At 65.6% G+C, this 17,477-nt stretch carries 12 protein-coding genes, 1 tRNA gene and 1 pseudogene; 4 read left to right on the forward strand and 10 right to left on the reverse strand.

Features of this window, described 5'->3' with window-relative positions; translation table 11 throughout:
* The first annotated feature begins 327 nt into the window (after positions 1 to 327).
* Positions 328 to 1,272, forward strand: coding sequence for an alpha/beta hydrolase family protein (locus tag CGUA_RS09535; protein ID WP_290195089.1), 945 nt, complete (start codon positions 328 to 330; stop codon positions 1,270 to 1,272).
* Here CGUA_RS09535 and CGUA_RS09540 read toward each other — a convergent pair.
* The 5 genes and pseudogenes from CGUA_RS09540 to CGUA_RS09580 all read right to left on the reverse strand — a co-directional run bounded on the left by CGUA_RS09540 (position 1,259) and on the right by CGUA_RS09580 (position 6,644).
* Positions 1,259 to 2,434, reverse strand: coding sequence for a glycosyltransferase family 4 protein (locus CGUA_RS09540; RefSeq protein ID WP_290195091.1), 1,176 nt, complete (start codon positions 2,432 to 2,434; stop codon positions 1,259 to 1,261). The two genes, CGUA_RS09535 and CGUA_RS09540, sit on opposite strands and share 14 nt — an antisense overlap.
* Positions 2,435 to 2,811: 377 nt before the next feature.
* The gene (locus CGUA_RS09545) at positions 2,812 to 4,110 is read right to left on the reverse strand and encodes a glycosyltransferase family 4 protein (RefSeq protein WP_290195093.1); all 1,299 of its coding nucleotides are present in this window, start codon (positions 4,108 to 4,110) and stop codon (positions 2,812 to 2,814) included.
* 536 nt (positions 4,111 to 4,646) lie between these two features.
* On the reverse strand, positions 4,647 to 5,012 hold the full coding sequence (locus tag CGUA_RS09550; protein ID WP_290195096.1) for a DUF6640 family protein: 366 nt from the start codon (positions 5,010 to 5,012) through the stop codon (positions 4,647 to 4,649).
* 41 nt (positions 5,013 to 5,053) lie between these two features.
* Positions 5,054 to 6,428 (reverse strand): annotated as a pseudogene (gene fmdA, locus CGUA_RS13205) (formamidase).
* 139 nt (positions 6,429 to 6,567) lie between these two features.
* A tRNA-Ile gene (locus CGUA_RS09580) sits at positions 6,568 to 6,644 on the reverse strand.
* Positions 6,645 to 6,811: 167 nt separating this feature from the next.
* On the opposite strand from CGUA_RS09580, the gene CGUA_RS09585 reads away from it, so the two are divergent.
* Positions 6,812 to 8,935 (forward strand): beta-glucosidase family protein, encoded by a 2,124-nt coding sequence (locus tag CGUA_RS09585; RefSeq protein ID WP_290195100.1) that lies wholly within the window; start codon positions 6,812 to 6,814, stop codon positions 8,933 to 8,935.
* Between the two features lie 91 nt (positions 8,936 to 9,026).
* On the opposite strand, the gene CGUA_RS09590 is transcribed toward CGUA_RS09585, so the two are convergent.
* Positions 9,027 to 9,602, reverse strand: coding sequence for a DUF6308 family protein (locus CGUA_RS09590; protein WP_290195102.1), 576 nt, complete (start codon positions 9,600 to 9,602; stop codon positions 9,027 to 9,029).
* Between the two features lie 76 nt (positions 9,603 to 9,678).
* Between CGUA_RS09590 and CGUA_RS09595 the strand changes: the two genes are divergently transcribed.
* Both CGUA_RS09595 and CGUA_RS09600 read left to right on the forward strand, forming a co-directional pair.
* A complete protein-coding gene (locus CGUA_RS09595; RefSeq protein WP_290195104.1) occupies positions 9,679 to 11,463 on the forward strand; it encodes an alkaline phosphatase D family protein in 1,785 nt (594 codons plus the stop codon).
* Positions 11,464 to 11,631: 168 nt separating this feature from the next.
* Positions 11,632 to 12,951: a DUF418 domain-containing protein gene (locus CGUA_RS09600; RefSeq protein WP_290195106.1), complete on the forward strand. Its 1,320-nt coding sequence runs from the start codon at positions 11,632 to 11,634 to the stop codon at positions 12,949 to 12,951.
* On the opposite strand, the gene CGUA_RS09605 is transcribed toward CGUA_RS09600, so the two are convergent.
* The 4 genes from CGUA_RS09605 to CGUA_RS09620 form a co-directional block, all read right to left on the reverse strand.
* Complete coding sequence (locus CGUA_RS09605; RefSeq protein ID WP_290195108.1) at positions 12,952 to 14,517, reverse strand: MDR family MFS transporter; 1,566 nt, start codon at positions 14,515 to 14,517, stop codon at positions 12,952 to 12,954.
* A 40-nt stretch (positions 14,518 to 14,557) separates the two neighbouring features.
* The gene (locus CGUA_RS09610) at positions 14,558 to 15,235 is read right to left on the reverse strand and encodes a TetR/AcrR family transcriptional regulator (RefSeq protein ID WP_290195111.1); all 678 of its coding nucleotides are present in this window, start codon (positions 15,233 to 15,235) and stop codon (positions 14,558 to 14,560) included.
* A gap of 177 nt (positions 15,236 to 15,412) precedes the next feature.
* Entirely contained in the window at positions 15,413 to 16,021 is a 609-nt protein-coding gene (locus tag CGUA_RS09615; RefSeq protein WP_290195113.1) for an arsenate reductase/protein-tyrosine-phosphatase family protein, read from the reverse strand.
* Positions 16,011 to 17,459, reverse strand: a complete 1,449-nt coding sequence (locus CGUA_RS09620) for a tyrosine-protein kinase domain-containing protein (protein WP_290195115.1) — start codon at positions 17,457 to 17,459, stop codon at positions 16,011 to 16,013. The genes CGUA_RS09615 and CGUA_RS09620 overlap by 11 nt, the downstream gene beginning before the upstream one ends.
* Positions 17,460 to 17,477 lie beyond the last annotated feature (18 nt).

Consider the following 17,477-nt stretch of genomic DNA (forward strand, 5'->3'; position numbering starts at 1 on the left):
AGTAGTTGCGGAGGGTCGGACGCGAGCTCAGCCTGCTCAGGCGAGCATCGTTGACGAGGACTAGTTGTGAAACCTGATCAGACGATTCCTGCTCGGCACCTTCCGCTAGCTCACCTCGTTGTGGAAGCGTGCCCATAGTGGTTCAGCCACCTTTCAGTTCGAGACATCTTGCGCAAATACCTAGAGAATCGGGAGCGCCCGGTTACTTTACCCTGACATAGAACTAGGTCAGACCGGAACCTGCGGGTGTGTTCGGCTCCTTTCTCCGAATGATTATATAGTTGGACGATATTCATTCGACTTGAACAAGTGCCGGGGAGGCCGACAGTGCAGAAACGAGTGTTAGGGGCTGCGCGCGCCACATTAGGGAAGTGGTGGTCGGATTATCTCCAGAAAAAGGACTTCTTTGTTCCGTCGTTAGATCTGACCACCCGCCCCCGAAATAATACTGTAGCCGTCGACAACTCGCGTTCGTTCGCTGATGTGAACGCCTTCCATGCCAGCCGACCGAGTTCGGGTGTCTCGACGGTATGGCACCGTGGTCTGCCGATCGATATGTCAATGTCTTTGAAGAAGGGCGCGCCACTGATCGTTGTCTTCCATGGGGCCACGAACGTGGATGTGCGTCTGCCTTGGTTGTCTGGCTTGGGGATTACAGCCGCGTTAGAGACGTCCCGACTGTCGATTTCTGACCCTAGCCTCTACATGGATCCCGACCTCAATCTCTCCTGGTTTTCCGGGTCTCACATCCAGCCGGATCTGATCGATGTACTAGCGCAGATCATTAAAAAAGTCACAGTCGCCACCAGCGCTCGAAGAATCGTGCTCTTCGGTGGATCCGGGGGCGGGTATATTTCTCTCCGACTGATCGAATACTTCCCTTGGGCGACTGCTGTTGTGATGAACCCACAGACCGACATCGAAAAGTATCATGAGAAGCACGTGCAGCGTTACGTGGATCTGGCTTGGAAAGGCGACCGCAACCTACTGCGTTCTTCATCCGGAACTACAGTTTTTGATAGCGTTGAAGCTGCCAAGGGCACTGCCAAAGTGGTCTACCTTCAAAATAGCAACGACACGTTCCATCTCGCCGCACACCTAGCACCGTTCCGTGAACGTTTCGGAGGAACTGAAAGATTCATACTGCTCGAAGAGGCTTGGCGCGACGGGCACACTCCGCCACCAAAAGAAGATATTACGAAGATTCTGTCAGCAGCGGCTAAAGATGACTGGCAGGCATTGACGGACCGGCTGGGGTTCAAACAGCTTTAGGATTGCTCAAAGAGTAATAAAGATTACGGTATCGTTGACCATTTTCCGCCCAGGTACGCGATCCGGCCCACTCCGAGCCACGTGGCGCTGTTACTGCTGCTGCCAAGATCCCCTGCGCCAGCGCCCGCGGGTCCTCGGACAAAACGAACTCAGCACGCCCTCCTGTCACATCTCGAAGCGCTGGTAGGTCGCTAGCGACTACGGGGATATCGAGTGCCATCGCTGTCAGCGGCTTAATCGGCGTCACGGTCCGCGTGACCTTCGTATCACGCCGTGGCACAACAAATACGTCCAGCGCGGCGTACCAGCGCCAGATATCTTCATTCGGTTGGCGACCGACGAATTTAATCCGATCTGCTACGCCGAGTATCTTGGCCTGCTCTTCCAACGCCGGCCTCGCTGCACCATCGCCGACGACAAGCGCTTCGTATCGCTGAGGAAGCAACGGCAGTGCGTCAATAAGGGTGTCGATCCCCTCGTAATCGACCACTGCTGTCACAGTTCCAACTAGAGCAGTGCCTTCATCCAAGCCAAGTTCCCGACGGATAGCCTTTTGATCGAAGCGTCGGCCGATAATGCCTGCGTCCACAGCGTTTGGCACGACAGTGATCTTTTCAGCTGGAATGCCACGATCAACCAGCTGGCGCTGGGATACCTCGCTGAGGGCGATCACCGCGTCGGCAGCGACCATATACTGAGTCTCCTGCTCATGCGCTAAACAAAAGTACTCAGCGGTCTCGGATTCCGATTGTTGTTCTTTCGGTTGCCGAGCGAGCCAGGTGGACTCGAGTTCTCCGCGGATCTCGTAGACCCAGGGAATACGTAATCGCCTCGCAGCCTCGGCTACGACCATGGCATTCGTGTAATCCGTCGTCGTATGCAGGATCGTCGCGCCAAATTTACGGGCTTCAGCCACAACTTTTTGGACGGCGAGAGAATTGCGGTCAGCCAGTCTAAACGGGTACCAGCCCGGCAACAGGCGTCGGTAAATGACCCCGTCAATGAGCTGTTGCGCCGCCCTGGGGATCTTGCCCACCAAGACGGGATACCCCAGCCGAGTTACCGCCTGGGCTTTGATTCCTACTGCTAGTTGGCACTTGAGCACCTCGTGTGAACGGACGGTGTACCCGGATTGGGTGAACGGCTTGCTATTGGTGAGCACGTGAAGGACACGGTGTTCGCCCGCGCTCCGCAGCTTGTCTCCGTTGGCGACTGGCGGGGGTGTCGTGAGCTGATCGAGTCGTTCTAGCGTCCGCTTGGCCAGTTGAATATCACTGCAACTCGCTGCTCGCCCCTGATCGGCAACGTGCTGGATTCCAGCAGTGAGGTGACCAGCGTCGATAAGCTTCCTTGCCTCCGAGACGGGGCCCTCGGCAACGCGGCTGAGCAGCGCTGACGGAAGCGCGGAGAGCACTGGGTTGTCCGACTGTCGGATGCGTTCGGCAAGTTTGCCTGTGAATCCTCGTGGATCTTCGGATATGAGATTCCACGAAGCGCTGGCCAACAGGGACGTTACGCGCAGCAAATGAGTTGGAGAGATCATCGGTTTGTCGCACGTTCGACGAGACTGAGCAGCCGTTCCGGCGCGATTGATTCCCGCTGTTGTCGAACCCACTGTGGTCCATCGCCGTTTATTTTTAACCGTTCGGGGTGCGTGGCGAGTTCCATCCACAGTTCGGCCAGCGCCTGGGGGTTCTCAGGTTCCACGATGTCGCCGGCTCCGTGGGTCAGGATGAGCTCAGCGGCTTCGCCGGCAACGACGCCGGAGATGTGCACCTTTTGCGCCATCAGCTCGTAGGTCTTTGACGGCACCGCTCGGCTCAGCGGCTCCCAGTCGGTCAGATGTACCAGGGCGGTATCGGCCCAGTCGTAAAACTCGCCCATCTCCTCGGCAGGGTAGCGGCGCTCGAAGGATGCGTTGACTCCGAGCTCGCGGGCTTTTGTTGTGAGCTGTTCACGCGCCACGCCCGCGCCAACAAACTGGAGGTTGATCGCCACGCCTTGATCCTGGGCGATCTTGGCCGCCTCAAGGGCGTTGGAAAGATTCTGGGCCCGGCCGAGCGTTCCCGCGTAGAGGACATTCAGGCCGTCGTCGTGAGTTCTCTCCAAATCAACGTTGCGATCTGAGAGAGGGGGAAAGACATTCCGGATGGTGACGCACTCGGGGCTGGCCCCGTCAGTGTGGAGAGCCGTTCGCTTCTGCAGCTCATCCGCAAGGTGACTCGAGGTCACCGTGATCCCCGCCGCATTCCGCAACGCGTCATTCAAGACTATTTTCGTGGTTACGCTGACCACCTGCAGGGGCCCACGCTTCAGCACCTTCTCTCGCAGTGACGTCGTGCCGGTGCCCTTGTTCCACTGGTCAGATTGTTGCAGCAGGTCGGGCCAGGCATCGCGAAGGTCGATGAGATACGGACGTCGCATTATTGTCGCCACGATTCGGGTCGCCGCTGCGGTGGGCAGCGCCGGGACGGTGCCGATGATGAGATCTGGTTTGTAACCCCGGAGGTCGCCCTTCTTGCGAGCCGCGACCCAGACGGCCCCCAGCGCCACCGTCGCCTGGTTGATCGCACGTTGCGTCAGCGAGGGGCCGGCCGGGAAGAACCCGCTGCGGATGATCCGCTCTCCCGATGGGCCTTCTTCTGGTTCCAGCGGTACGCGCGCTTTCCGATCCGCCCACCACCGTTTCAGTTCGATCTTGCGCTGGTAGTGCGGTGGCGGGGCGATGACGGTGACTTCGTGGCCGGCGTCGACAAGAATCTTGGACAGCCACGTCCACCGGCGCTGCGGGACCCCGTTCTCCGGGTACCAGTACTGGGAGAGCATGAGGATCTTCACAGGGCAGGTACCACTTTCACGGGATCGAAACTTTGCACATACGGAGATTACCCCAGAGGACAGTGTCGATGCCGTGGACATCCGCCCGCGTGGCTGGCGCAGCAGCAGGTTGAGCCCCCTGAGCCAGCTTTTTGAACTCTTTACCCGCCGCGATGCTCGGGAGTTACTGCCGGTCCGCCTCATACCTGGATCGCCGACATTTCGATGCTCTGGCTAGTGGCCCAAGAATAGTTCGCGGAATGGCGGTCACTGGTGTACGGATGGAAGGCCCTGCGTAAGCAGCTGAAACCTACGCAGAGTCAGATTCCAGTAAGGAAAGATTCTGGGTCGTCACGGACTCTGCATTCTGCCCGCCAAGGGCCTCCCTCACGTCGGGCAATTGGTTCATGGCCCGGAGCGGGAACGTGCGGGTGTCAAACGCCAATTTCTTAGGCTTCCTTTTCGATCTGCTCTTTCCAAGCCCGGAGTCCTTGGGCGTTCAAGTTAAATTTGCGAGAGCGCCTTCGGTTGCGACGAGTAGGGTCCCGCACTTCGGCTCAGCGATGCCGGGCAAGCACATAACCAACCGCGCCCAGGCCCAGCATCGTGGCGGCCGCGAAGCGTTCGTCGAGCCAGACTCCGCGGACGCGTGGAATCAGCTCCGGGAATTCCGCCTGCAGCCCGCCCGTGCCCGGGTAGAGGAAGGCGCTGGCCATCGAGGCCCAGAACAGGGCCGGCAACGCCGCGCCAGCGGCCTCGTCACCGCGACCGTGCAGGGCGTAGAGCCCTGCCCCACCCAGCAGCGCGCCCAGGGAGATGGTCTGGGCGTCGTGGAAGCGGGCGTGCGGCGGCCAGTTCGGGTTGAACAGGTGGGTGCGGTTGGTGTCGACCACCGCTCCCCCGACGGCGGTCGCGGTGGCCACCGTCGTCAGGATCCTTCTTCCCCACTGCCTCGATGTGGCCATCACTTGCCGCCGAAGAGGCTGCGCAGCTTGCCGAAGGCCGTCTCCAGCGGCCGGGCGGCATCCCCGCCGAGGCGGCGGGCCGCGGGCAGCAGCGCGGACTTGTCCTTCGGCACGGCGCGCAGGATGTCCGTGTCGTCGAGGTCCTCGCCCCTGGCCCGGGGTGGGTGCAGGTCACTGACCACCTGGTGCGGGCCGTCGACGCTGGGGTGGACGTCGAAGTCGAAGATCCCGGTGGGCAGGTACAGGGTGGCGCAGGCGTTGGGGAAGTCGACGACGCTGGACAGGTGCCCCTCGATCGGGGCGGCGCCCAGCAGCAGAAAGGCCTGCTCACGGGTGTATCCGAAGGCGGTCAGGTAGTCGATCGCCTGCAGGCTGGCTCGCTGATAAGCGACGTAGGGGTCGAGGTGGCGCTGCTTGCCGTCCTCGGTGCGGAGATTCCGGAGAACGCGATCCAGTCGTCGTGGCGCGGGGGCTGGTCGCCGGGGACGAAGAAGGCTTGGCCGTTGATGTTGAAGGTCTCCATGCCGCCCGGGATGAGGTCGACGTGCAGTTCGACGAAGCCGCCCATCTCGATAGCGCCGCACAGGGTGATCTCCCCGTCGCCCTGGGAGAAGTGCAGGTCGCCGACCGAGAGGTTCACACCGTAGACGTAGACGGGGTAGAGGACGCGGCTGCCGCGGGTGAGGCCCTTGATGTCCTGATTGCCGCCGTTCTCGCGCGGTGGGGTGGTCTGGGCGGCCACCATGGCCACTTCTCCGCCTCGTCGTCGGGCAGATTGCCCAGCAGCGCGCCGTTGGGAGCGGGTGGCAGAGCCAAGAGCGGGACTTTGAGCGGGCTGCGTGCGATCAGCTGCGTTTCGCGGATGTTCCAGCGCGCCAGCAGCTTCTCCGAGAGTGCGGTGCCCATCACGGCGGGATGCTGTGTGTGATCAACTCTTTGTAGGCCAGCTGAGCAACAGATTTCGGCCGGATCAGCGGCTGGTTTCCTGCAGAAACCCGCCGCCGTGGCCCGGGGCGAAGATGCCGGTGTAACCCCAGCCCTCGCCGGCAAGCTCACGGGGGTCGGTTTCGGCGGCGTCGGAGCTGGGGCCGACGTCGACGATGTCGACGACCATCAGGTCACCGGGTTTGGCGCCCTCGATGTGGACCGGGCCGGATAGCGGATGGCCGATGTGGAAGGGGGCGGTGAGCACGTCGTGGGCGTCCTCGTCGTTGTGCACGTGGCCGTCAAACCAGTCGCGGCAGTCGACGCGGAAGGTCTCGCCCGGGCGGACGGAGGCCACCGCCGGGATGTCGGGGGCCAGCGGTTGTGTCCGAGGGGTTCCTGCAGGTGGAACGGCTTGTCGGGGTCGAGGGAAAACAGTGTCTTGGTCATAGCGCCCATGGTAAGCACCGGGTGTGACCGACGCCATGGATTCGGCGGGGCCGGCAGCAGGAGGGTGCGACCTTGCACGCCCGAGGCGCCCACTGGAAGGCGGCAAGATGCCCGCCATCAGATTCGGGATGACGGGCGTTGGTGGGGCCAGCGGGGCTCGAACCCGCGACCAGCGAATTATGAGTTCGCGGCTCTAACCGACTGAGCTATGGCCCCAGCGAAGCAGTATAAACCCGCCACTTCCCCTTCCGGGAATCAGCCGGCCCGTGCTTCCTTCCCAGGTCCTTCAGCGGATGAACACCCAGGCGGTACCCACAGCCGGCTTTCCCACTATCGTAGGCAGAAGTACTACCAACCCCGACGCACCAAGGAGAGTCCAACCCATGACTACCTCTGATCGTCCCTGGATGGATGAGTCGCTGAACGACCGCGAGCGCGCGGAAAAGCTCGTGGAGAACATGACGCTGGAGCAGAAGATCGCCCAGCTGCACGGCGGCATGACAACCATCGATATCTATGCCATGACCAACGAGGTCCACAGCGAGGAGGACATGGAGCAGCTGGCGGCGCAGATCAACGTCGAGCGCCACGTCAAGCCGCTGGCGGAGCTGGGCATCCCCCGCTTCCGCATCACCAACGGACCGGTCGGCGTGGGTATGGGCGACGGCAATGACGCCCCGCACGCCACCGCCCTGCCGATGACCATCGGCGTGGCCGCCTCCTTCGACACGGAGCTGGCCTCGAAGTACGGCGACATCATCGGCCAGGAGACCGCCGACGCCGGCCAGCACGTGCTCGAGGGCCCGGCCGTCAACCTGCACCGCACCGTGACCGCCGGCCGCAACTTCGAGTACTTCTCCGAGGACCCGTACCTCTCCGGCGCGATGGGCGTGGCGGTGGCCACATCCATTCAGAACCACGACATCATCGCCATGGGCAAGCATTACGCGGTCAACGACCAGGAGTACGAGCGCTTCCGGACCAACGTCGAGCTGGACGAGCAGACCCTGCGCGAGCTCTACCTGCTGCCCTTCGAGATGCTGGTCAAGGATGCCCAGATCGCCGCGATGATGTCCGCCTACAACCGCGTGCGCGGCACCTACGCCACCGAGAACCGCTACCTGCTCAACGACGTCCTGCGCCACGACTGGGGCTTCGAGGGCTACGTCCAGTCCGACTTCTGGTCCACCCGCTCCGCGGCCGCCTCTCTCAACGCCGGTCTGGACCACGAGATGCCCGACGCCAAGTGGCTCAACGAGGACAACGTCAAGTCCGCTCTACAGGACACCTCTCTGGAGATCGAGCTGGTCGATCGCGCCCTGGTGCGCCGATTCACCCAGATGTTCCGGTTCAACCACTTCACTACCGAGTACAACCCGGTCGACATCGACGGCGAGAAGCACGGCCGGATCGCCCGCGAGATCGGCGCCCAGATGGCGGTGCTGCTCAAGAACGATGAGAAGATGCTGCCGCTAAGCAAGGACGCCGGCTCGGTCCTCATCGTGGGCCAGGAGAAGTTCGCCAAGTACGCCTGCCAGGGCGGCGGCGGCTCCTCCAAGGTCAAGCCGATCTACATGGTCGATCCGGAGCCGGGCATGCACGACGTCATCGCCGAGCTTGGTGGCTCCGCCGAGGTCTCCTCCTTCATCGTCGACACCGACCTGGCCAACCTGGACCAGGCCACCGAGGCCGCCGCCCGGGCCGACGTCGTCGTGGTCATGGCCGGCCTCATCGCCACCGAGGGCGCCGACTCCGCCTCCATGCTGCTGCCGAACGAGCAGAACGACATGGTCGCGAAGCTTCTTGAGGCCAACGCCAACACCGTCGTCGTCCTCAAATCCTCCGCCCCGACGGTCATGCCGTGGCTCGATGATGCCGCCACCGTCCTCGAGGTGTGGAACCAGGGAGTTGAGGACGGCCACGTTGTCGCCGACCTGCTCTTCGGCGCGGTCAACCCCTCCGGCAAGGTCCCCACCACCTACCCGCGCACCGAGCAGGACTGGCTCGGCCACGGTCACCCGGAGCGCTACCCCGGCACCGACGAGGGCGAGGGCTACAACACCATCCGCTACTCCGAGGGACTGGAGATGGGCTACCGCTGGTTCCAGGCCAACGGCGTCGCCCCGCGCTTCGCCTTCGGCCACGGCCTGTCCTACACCGACTTCGAGCTCTCCGACGTGGTTGTCGACGGTTCCGCCGACGGCGTGAAGGTCAGCGCGACCCTCACCAACACCGGCGACGTCGCCGGCGCCGAGGTCATCCAGGTCTACCTGGGCATCCCCTCCGACGGCCAGCCGCCGAAGCGCCTCGTCGGCTTCCAGAAGGTCTCGGTCGAGCCGGGCGCCTCCGAGAAGGTGGAGCTCGACATTGACGCTTCCGCCACCCACCACCCGCTGGGCGTGTGGGACGTCGTCGCCCACGACTTCGTCGTACCCTCCGGTGAGTTCACCGTCTACGTCGGCACCTCCTCAGAGGACGACCGCAACGTCTCGGCCTTCACCGTCTGACGCTGGTCCGCCCCGCCCCTCACCGTGAACGGTGAGGGGGGCGACGCTTTCGAGAGCGCCGGCCCGCACAGTTGACCCCTAAATACACGGCTTACGCGGAGTCCACCCCGAAAAGTCCGTCACGCCCGATCATCCGGGCGAGAGGCATCAGGTAGGAGCCGGCTCGGATACCGAAGGCCCTCTTCACGTTGCTGTCGAACACGCACGTCAGGCGAGGCCGCTTCCTGGCGATGATCTTCGCGGATTTCACGTAAGCGACACCGGCAGGTTCACGCAATTTCCTCTGAAGCTGACTCACCCCTGCGTAGAGTTCCTCATCCATGTCCCACAGGTCTACCTCTGTGGGAATCTGCACGAGCAACCGTGAGAGTTCGCCCGACTGGCGGTGAAGAAACTCGACCCCCGCCGCCGACGGGATTCTCACGCTGAGATACTCCATCGCATACAGATCTGCCGCGCCGATTATGTCCGGCTCACGAACCGCATCACCGGGAGCGCGGTCGGACCATTCGTCGAAATACGCTCCCAGAAAGCCTGGGCCCAGATTCTCGTAATCAAGCCTGCCCGCGTAGTAGCGACGCATAAGCGTAACTAGGGCGTCGTGATTCTGCGGAGTCAGCCAGGCGGGCAGTGGCATCGAGTCTGCCGGGGTCGCCGAAATCTTCATGGCTCCACGCTAACCGACCACAATCAACCCCTCATTTGCGCTGCGAACTCCCCGATTCTGGCCCATGATGTGATCCATGAACTCTCCGGAGCGTGGCCGTCAGGGCCTCAGCCGCCGTCGTGTCCTGCAGTCCACCGCCGGTGCTGTGGCGCTTAGCATCGCCGGAGCGCCGGCGGCCCAATCCCAGCTGTCCTCGAACGAGGGTTCCTCCCTCAGCGATGTTCGGGATCTCGAAGCCGCCAAGGCACGCCAACCCGAGGCCTATCCCGTGCAGCCGCTCCCCTTCCGCCACGGCGTCGCCTCGGGTGATCCGCTACCGGACACGGTCATCCTGTGGACCCGGGTGACCCCGGGCGAGGACGCTGTCCCCGGCTCCGGCAGGGGCGAGGATGTTCGGCTGCGCTGGGAGATCGCCACAGACGAGGCTTTCACCCGCATCATCGGCTCGGGTGAGACCGTCGTGACGGCCGCCACCGACCACACCGTGCACGTCGACCCCTGGGGCCTGGAACCCGACACGGAGTACTTCTACCGTTTCACCGTGTTCACCGGCAGGTACACCGGGACGGTCTCCCCCGTCGGTCGCACCCACACCGCGCCGGCGTTCGCCGCCACTGTCGAGAGCATGAACATCGCCGTTGCCTCCTGCGCGAACTGGGAGTCCGGCTATTTCGCCGCCTACCGGGACATGGCGGCGCGCGGCCGCGCCGCGGAGCTGGACCTGGTGGTCTTCCTCGGCGACTACATCTACGAGTACGGCCCCGGCGAGTACTCCGGCTTCGGCCCATTCCGCCTGGTCAAGCCGGCGCACGAGGTTGTCACGCTGGCGGACTACCGCATGCGCTACGGCCAGTACCGCACCGATGTCGACCTGCAGTCTGCGCACGCCGCGCTGCCGTGGGTCGTCGTGTGGGACGACCACGAGACGGCGGACAACTCCTGGTCCGGTGGCGCGGCGAACCACCAGCCGGCGACCGAGGGCGACTGGCTCGCCCGGCGCAACGCCGCCATGCAGGCCTACTTCGAGTGGCTGCCGATCCGCGAGACCTCCCCGTCCCAGCAGGGCCATATCTACCGCTCCTTCAGCTACGGCGACCTGGTTGAGCTGACCATCATGGACCTGCGCACCTACCGCGACAGCGAGGCCGCCTCCTTCGACCTGGCCGGCTACGACGACCCGGGGCGCACCATGCTCGGCTCCGAACAGGCCCAATGGCTGGCCGGCAGGATCCGCACCTCCGCAACGACATGGAACGTATTGGGCACCTCGGTGATGTTCTCCCCGATGAACCTGCTCACGCTGCAGCAGGACGAACGAACGCGACCGGTCGCGGATTTCCTCGCCGAGCATGGGATTGGGTCGGCTCAGGGGTTCCCCGGGGTGCCGCTGAACTCCGACCAGTGGGACGGCTACGGCGCCGCCCGGGCGGCGCTGCTCAAGCTGCTGGCGGAGAAGGGGTCGAACGTGCTCATGCTCACCGGCGACATCCACACCGAGTGGGCGCACGAGATTTCCCACGGCGGCAGGATCCTCGGCGCGGAACTGGTGGGCTCCTCGGTCTCGGCGCCGAACATCGACGAGATCATCGGCGCCCCGAAGGAGAATGCCGTCAGCCACCTGGCGGAGTCCTACCTGTTGGCCGCGAACCCGCACCTCAAGCACGTGGAGCTCGACCACCACGGCTACGCGGTCGCGCGCCTCTCCCCCGACCGGGTGCGCTTCGAGTTCTACCGCACGCCGGACGTCACCAACCAGGCGGCCGAGGTGGCGCTGGCGCACTCGATGTTGTGGGTGCAGGGTGCCGGGTTCACGGAAGGCATGGCGCAGGCGCTGCCGGTGGGCTCCTCGGCGGCTGGGTAGCCCGTCCAGGGGACACCACCAAGACGGGGCACCGGGGCACCGTGCGGAGGACGAACCGGTGTGGGGACCTCCGAAGGTCGGGGTCTCCCCTGATGCGGGTCGTGGCGCCCAGCCATAGGCTGAGGGCGCCGACCCCGGCATTCCCCTCATTTGAAAGCGACGGCACCCATGTCCCAGATAGACGCACCTCCCAGACAAAGAATCATCGCCCCCGACATAGCCCGTGGCCTCGCCCTGTTCGGCATCGCCTGGGCCAACCTCTCCACCGCCTGGGCCGTCGTCCCCGCCGAGGTCCGCGGCGCCGGCTTCGGCGGGGTCGGCCCCTTCGGGTTTCTCGACGAGGTCGCGGTCGTGCTCTCCGCGATGTTCGCCCACGTCCGGGGACTGCCAATGTTCACCACGCTGCTCGGCTTCGGGATCGGGCTGATCGCCCTGAGCCTGGCCCGGCGCGGGTACCCGCAGCGCGAGATCAAGAAGGCGCTCGCGAAGCGCGAGATCAAGAAGGCGCTCGCGAAGCGCTACGGCTGGCTGGCGGCCTTCGGCGCCCTCCACGCGGTCTTCCTCTTCTTCGGCGACATCATGTTCACCTACGGGGTGCTCGCGATGATCGTCATCCTGCTCCTCGGGCGCAGCGACAGGACGCTGCTGCGCACCGCGGGCGTGATCTGGTTGGCCATCACGGTGGTCACCATCGTCGTCGGCGCGCTGGTGCCGGCAGAATACCTGGGCCAGGATCTAGGCCAGCTGCTGCCGGACTTCCCCCACTACCCCTTCTACGTCCTGTTCGGTGCGGGCTGGCTGCTGATCACCGCGGCCAGCCTGCCGATGACGGCGCTGTCCCTGCTGCCGGTGATGCTGGTCGGGTTCGTGGCGGCGCGTCAGGGGGTGCACCTCCACATCGACAGGTACCGCCGGGTGCTGTGGGCGGCGGTCGCCGTCACGGTGCTCGTGATCCTCGGCGTCGGCCTGCCGATGGGACTGGCCGCGCTCGGGATCCTGCCCGGCGAGTGGTCGAGCATGCTCATGATCCTCAACCAGGTCTTCGGCGTGCTCACGGGCCCGGGCATCGCGGCGGCGATTCTGCTGGCCTGCGAACCGCTGGAGAAGCGGCGCCGGGCCGGCGCGACGCTCGCCCTGCCGCTGCGGATGGTGGCGGCGCTGGGCAAGCGCTCGATGAGCGGCTACCTCGCCCAGTCGGTGCTCTTCCTGATCATCTGCCTGCCGTTCACGCTGGGCGTCGGCAAGGAGATCGGGGCCTTCGGCCAGTTCCTGCTGGCCCTGTCGGTGTGGTCGGTGACGCTGGGGCTGGCGTGGGCCCTGGAGCTGGCGGGCCGGCCCGGCCCCTTCGAGCAGCTGCACCGTCGTCTGTCCTACGGGCGTGACGGCCTGCCGCAGCAGTGGCCGGAGCGCGAGATCATCGAGGAGCGGCTGCCGGCGCCGGCGCAGCGGGCGTCGGCAAGCATGGTGCCCGAGCGGCCGGAACGCTAGCTACTTCAGCTTCTCGACGTCCTCCGGCGCGAGCGGGTCCAGCGCCCGGGCGGTCGTGGCATCGGTGGGGGCCTCGACGGAGGACTCCGTGATGACTGCCGCGTTGGGGGTCTCCGTGCGCGGGGGCTCGACCTTGGTCTTCACGTTGCCCTCGGTCTCCTCGCCGTGGGAGTTGCGGATGAAGAACCCGCCCACGAAACCGAGCGCGGCGACGGCGGTGGCGACCCAGAAGGCGGTGTTCGCGCCCTGGATGCCACCCTCGAGGCCGGGGCCGGCGGACATGGTCATTACGCTGACCAGGACCGCGGTGCCGACGGAGGCGGCGACCTGGCGGATGGTGTTGTTGACGGCGGTGCCGTGCGGGATCATCCGCGGCGGCAGCTGGTTCAGGGCGGCGGTGGTCGCCGGCATCATCACCATGGAGGTGCCGATCATGCGCAGCGCGTTGACGACGGCGATGTAGGTGAAGGTGGTCCCGGTGGAGAGGTTGGCGAAGGCCGCGCCGGTGCCGGTGATCAGGGCGAAACCGACGACGACCAGCCAGCGGCCGCCGAACCTGTCGAAGAGTCGGCCGGTGATCGGGCTGATCAGGCCCATGATCAGGGCGCCCGGCAGCAGTGCCAGGCCGGACTCGAGGGCGCTGAAGCCGAGCATGGTCTGCATGACCACCGGCAGGATGATCATGCCGCCGATCATCGCGATGAACACGAGCGCGCCGAGGACGGTGTTCAGGGTGAACTGGCGGTTGCGCAGGACGCGCAGCTGCAGCATCGGCTCGTCCAGGCGCAGCTGGCGGCGGATGAACCACACCAGGGCGACCAGGCCGACGGCGAGGGAGACCAGGGTGGCCGGGGCGGTCCAGCCGGCGGTGCCGACCATGGAGAAGCCGAAGAGCAGGCCGCCGAAGCCGAGGGTGGACAGGACGACCGAGAGGACGTCGAGGGTCGGGTCGGTGCGCTCGGTGACGTTCTTGAGCAGGACGGCGGCGATGGTCGCCGAGACCAGGGAGAACGGCAGCATCAGCCAGAACAGGGCGTGCCACGGGTAGTGGTCGACGATCCAGCCGGACAGGGAGGGGCCGATCGCCGGGGCGAAGCCGATGATGAGGCCGAACACACCCATCGCGGAGCCGCGCTTGTTGCGCGGGAAGATGGCGAAGAGGATGGTCTGCATCAGCGGCATGATGATGCCGCCGGCCGCGGCCTGGAGGACACGGCCCAGCAGCAGGATCCAGTAGGCCGGGGCGAGCGCGGCGACCAGCGTGCCCACGGAGAACAGGATCATCGCGCCGATGAAGAGCTGGCGGGTGGAGAACTTGCCGATGAGAAACGCCGTCACCGGAATCATGATGCCGTTGACCAGCATAAACAGCGTGGTCACCCACTGCGCCTCGCCGGCGGTGATGTCGAAGTAGTCCATCAGGTGCGGCAGCGCGGTGTTGAGCAGCGTCTGGTTGAGGATCAGCACAAAGGCGCCGACCAGCAGGACGAAGAGCAGCACGTTGCGCTGCGCCGTGCTCTCGTACATGGATTTCGGCTGGTCGCCGGGGGGCGGTGTCTGGGTCATTGTCGTCCTTGAGTTGGTGGGTTCGTGATCGCTGAAGTTTCTATGTGGCGGGCGGGGGTTCCAGCTCGGCGCGCAGGGCGTCGAAGGCCTCGGCGACCAGCTCGCTGAGCACGGTGTCCTCGTTGCGGGCCCAGTGCCTGACGGCGACCCGGAAATTGGAGCTGACGGCGCTGGCCAGCACCATCGGGCGGAGGTCGGTGACCGGGTCCAGGCCCATGCGCTCGGCGATGACCCCGGCCAGCTCGCGGGTGGCCTGGGCGTCGGCGGCCAGCTGGCGGGCCAGGAGCAGCGGATGTTCCCAGACCAGCTGCTGGCGGGCCCGGGCCCGGGCGCGGTTGGCGCCGGTGAGCTGGAAGAGGTCGTTCTCGGTGAGGATGACCCGCAGGCTGTGTAGGACGGGTTCGCCGGTGGGGCGGGCGTCGAGAAGCGGGCGGATCCTGTCGCCGAGGCCGGCGCTGTCGGTGACCAGCGCGTCCTCCTTGGTTGCGAAGTAGTTGAAGAAGGTGCGCCGGGAGAGGTCGACCTTGTCGGCGATCATCTCGACGGTGAGCTGCTCGAGTCCGTGCTCCATCGCCAGGTCGAGGGCCGCGTGCCGGATGCGCCGGCGCGTCTCGATCTTCTTGCGCTCCCGCAGCCCCGGCGCGGCAGGGTCGTTCTGCGGCGCCGGGCCCGGGGCGGTGCTCGGCGGGATCGCCGAGGGATCAGGGGTTGAGGTCACCTCACTACATTTACTGCAATATTGCACGGCGTGCAAACTTGCGTGAGGCGCGCGGAGGGCGGGGCTTGGGGTGGTGTGGGCCACACGCCCGGAGCGGGGCCCGCCCGGTGCTGGCGGTTCCCGTGGGGGTGGACGGCGCTGCGCCCTCAGGCGGTGGCGGCGGGGCCGGGCCGAGGGTCAGGGCGCCACGCGCAGGGCGCGGGAGAACAGGTCGACCACGGCGTTGGTGGCCTCGACGATCTGCTGGGCGGAGACCGCGTGCACGTCCATCGCTTGCCGGTAAGGATCGACCACGTCGAGCTCCGACGCACGGGTGAGCGGGGTGAGCGCGCCCCGGGCCAGCGCGACCGCCCGCACGACGCCGCGCAGTTTCTCGGCGTCCGACACGTCCGGCCCGCCGATCTCCATCCTGAGGTCCCCGTCGGAGGTCACCGCGGCGAGGCGGGCGAACTCACGCAGCGTGAACACCCGACGGGTGGTGCGGGGGCTGAGTTCCACGACCTGTTTACGTTGCTCCGCGGTCATGACCAGAATGAGATCCGCGGCCTCCAGGTCCGCGGCCGTCAACTGGCGCGCCTTATGCTCCCCGCTGTCCGCCAAGCCATAACGTGCCGCCGTCAGGCGGGTGGCCTCGAACATCCCCTCCCCCACCAGCGCATCGGTGCCGGCGGAGACGAAGCGGATCTCCTGCGTGTCCCGGAACCGGTCCCGGAAGAGGGCTTCGGCGAAGGGCGAGCGGCAGACGTTGCCGGTGCAGACGAGGAGGAGCTGAAAGTCAGTCGACATCTGACACCCCGGTCCCGGCGCGACTCGCCCGCGTGCTGCCCGCGGAGATTTCGGCGAACTCACCGTGCTGGTCCGGGGTCTGCGCCCGGTAGGAGTACCGGCCGTAGGAGTAGGAATTGGGTCCCTTGGCCGGCAGCATCGTCGCCACCACGCCGAGCACGTTGACCCCCGCGGTCTCCAGGGCCTGCAGGGAACCGGTGACGTCCTGCCTGGTGGTGGAACCGGCCGCCACGATCAGCAGCACGCCGGCGCTCTCCTTGCCCAGCACGGCCGCATCGGTCACGGCGAGCACCGGCGGGGCGTCGACGATCACGTAGTCGAACTGCGAGCTGAGCTCCTCCAGCAGGTCGCTCATCTGCTGCGAGCCGAGCAGCTCGCTCGGGTTGGGCGGGATCCTGCCGCCCGGCAGCACGTAGAACTGGGTCCGCCCCCACCGCTGCAGCACGTCGAGGGGCTCGGCGCGCCCGATGAGGACGTCGGTCAGCCCCGCGCCCCCCTCAATACCGAGGTACTCTGAGATCCTGGGTTTGCGCAGGTCGCCCTCCACCACCACCACCCTCGATCCCGTCTGCGACAGGGTCAGCGCCAGGTTCAGTGCCGTGGTGGTCTTTCCCTCCGCCGGCTTCGGGGAGGTCACGACCATCACCGGCTTGTCCACCCCGACGGTGACGAACTGCAGATTGGTGCGCAGCGAACGATAGGCCTCCGCCCGCGGACTCTGCGGATCGGACTGGGCGACCAACGGATTCTTCTTCGCCCGGGGGTCGTGGACGATGCCGCCCAGGACGGGTTCCTCCGTGAGCAGTTCAATGTCCTCCGCGGAATGAACCCGGTTGTCCAGCATCGACCTGAGCACCGCCAACCCGAAGCCGGCGGCGAAACCCACCAGGGCCCCCAGCAGCAGGTTGAGCATCACGTCCGGGCTGACGGGGCCCTCCGGCTCGAGGCCGACCTGGGTCGTCGTCAGCGCCACCGGGCTGGGGCCGGTGCCGTCCTCCGGCTCCAGCTGGGTGCGGACGACCTCCTTGAAACTCTCCCCCACGGTGTTGGCCAGGAGCGCGGCCTCCTCCGGGCTGTAGCCCCGGGCGAAAATGTCGATCAGCGCCGAATCAGACGGCGAGCTCGCGTCCACCCGCCTGGCCAGCTCGGTGCTGGTGATGGGGAGGTCCAGCTCCTCGACCACCGGGTCGAGCACCAGGCCGCTGGTGATGACGTCGACGTAGCTGTTGACGATCTGGCTGGAGTAGCTCGCGCCCTGCACGAGGTCGCTGGCGCTTTCCGTCCCGGCCCTGACCGAGACGTACAACTGGGTCCGGGATTGATATACCGGCGCCGCGAGGGCGGAGGCCGTCGCACCCACCGCGAGCCCCACCATCGTCAGCAACATGATGAGGATCCAGTTTTTCCGGAGAAGCAGTAGATAATCCCGCAGTTCCATCAGGCGCCAGCCCCTCTA

This window comes from Corynebacterium guangdongense (genome assembly GCF_030408915.1).
Classification (GTDB): Bacteria; Actinomycetota; Actinomycetes; order Mycobacteriales; family Mycobacteriaceae; genus Corynebacterium; species Corynebacterium guangdongense.

Excerpts from the sequence above, each read along its gene's own strand:
- CGUA_RS09615 (WP_290195113.1), bottom strand. The coding sequence starts at position 16,021 with ATGTCGACTGACTTTCAGCTCCTCCTCGTCTGCACCGGCAACGTCTGC.
- CGUA_RS09600 (WP_290195106.1), top strand. The coding sequence starts at position 11,632 with ATGTCCCAGATAGACGCACCTCCCAGACAAAGAATCATCGCCCCCGAC.
- CGUA_RS09620 (WP_290195115.1), bottom strand. The coding sequence starts at position 17,459 with ATGGAACTGCGGGATTATCTACTGCTTCTCCGGAAAAACTGGATCCTC.
- CGUA_RS09605 (WP_290195108.1), bottom strand. The coding sequence starts at position 14,517 with ATGACCCAGACACCGCCCCCCGGCGACCAGCCGAAATCCATGTACGAG.
- CGUA_RS09590 (WP_290195102.1), bottom strand. The coding sequence starts at position 9,602 with ATGAAGATTTCGGCGACCCCGGCAGACTCGATGCCACTGCCCGCCTGG.
- CGUA_RS09595 (WP_290195104.1), top strand. The coding sequence starts at position 9,679 with ATGAACTCTCCGGAGCGTGGCCGTCAGGGCCTCAGCCGCCGTCGTGTC.
- CGUA_RS09585 (WP_290195100.1), top strand. The coding sequence starts at position 6,812 with ATGACTACCTCTGATCGTCCCTGGATGGATGAGTCGCTGAACGACCGC.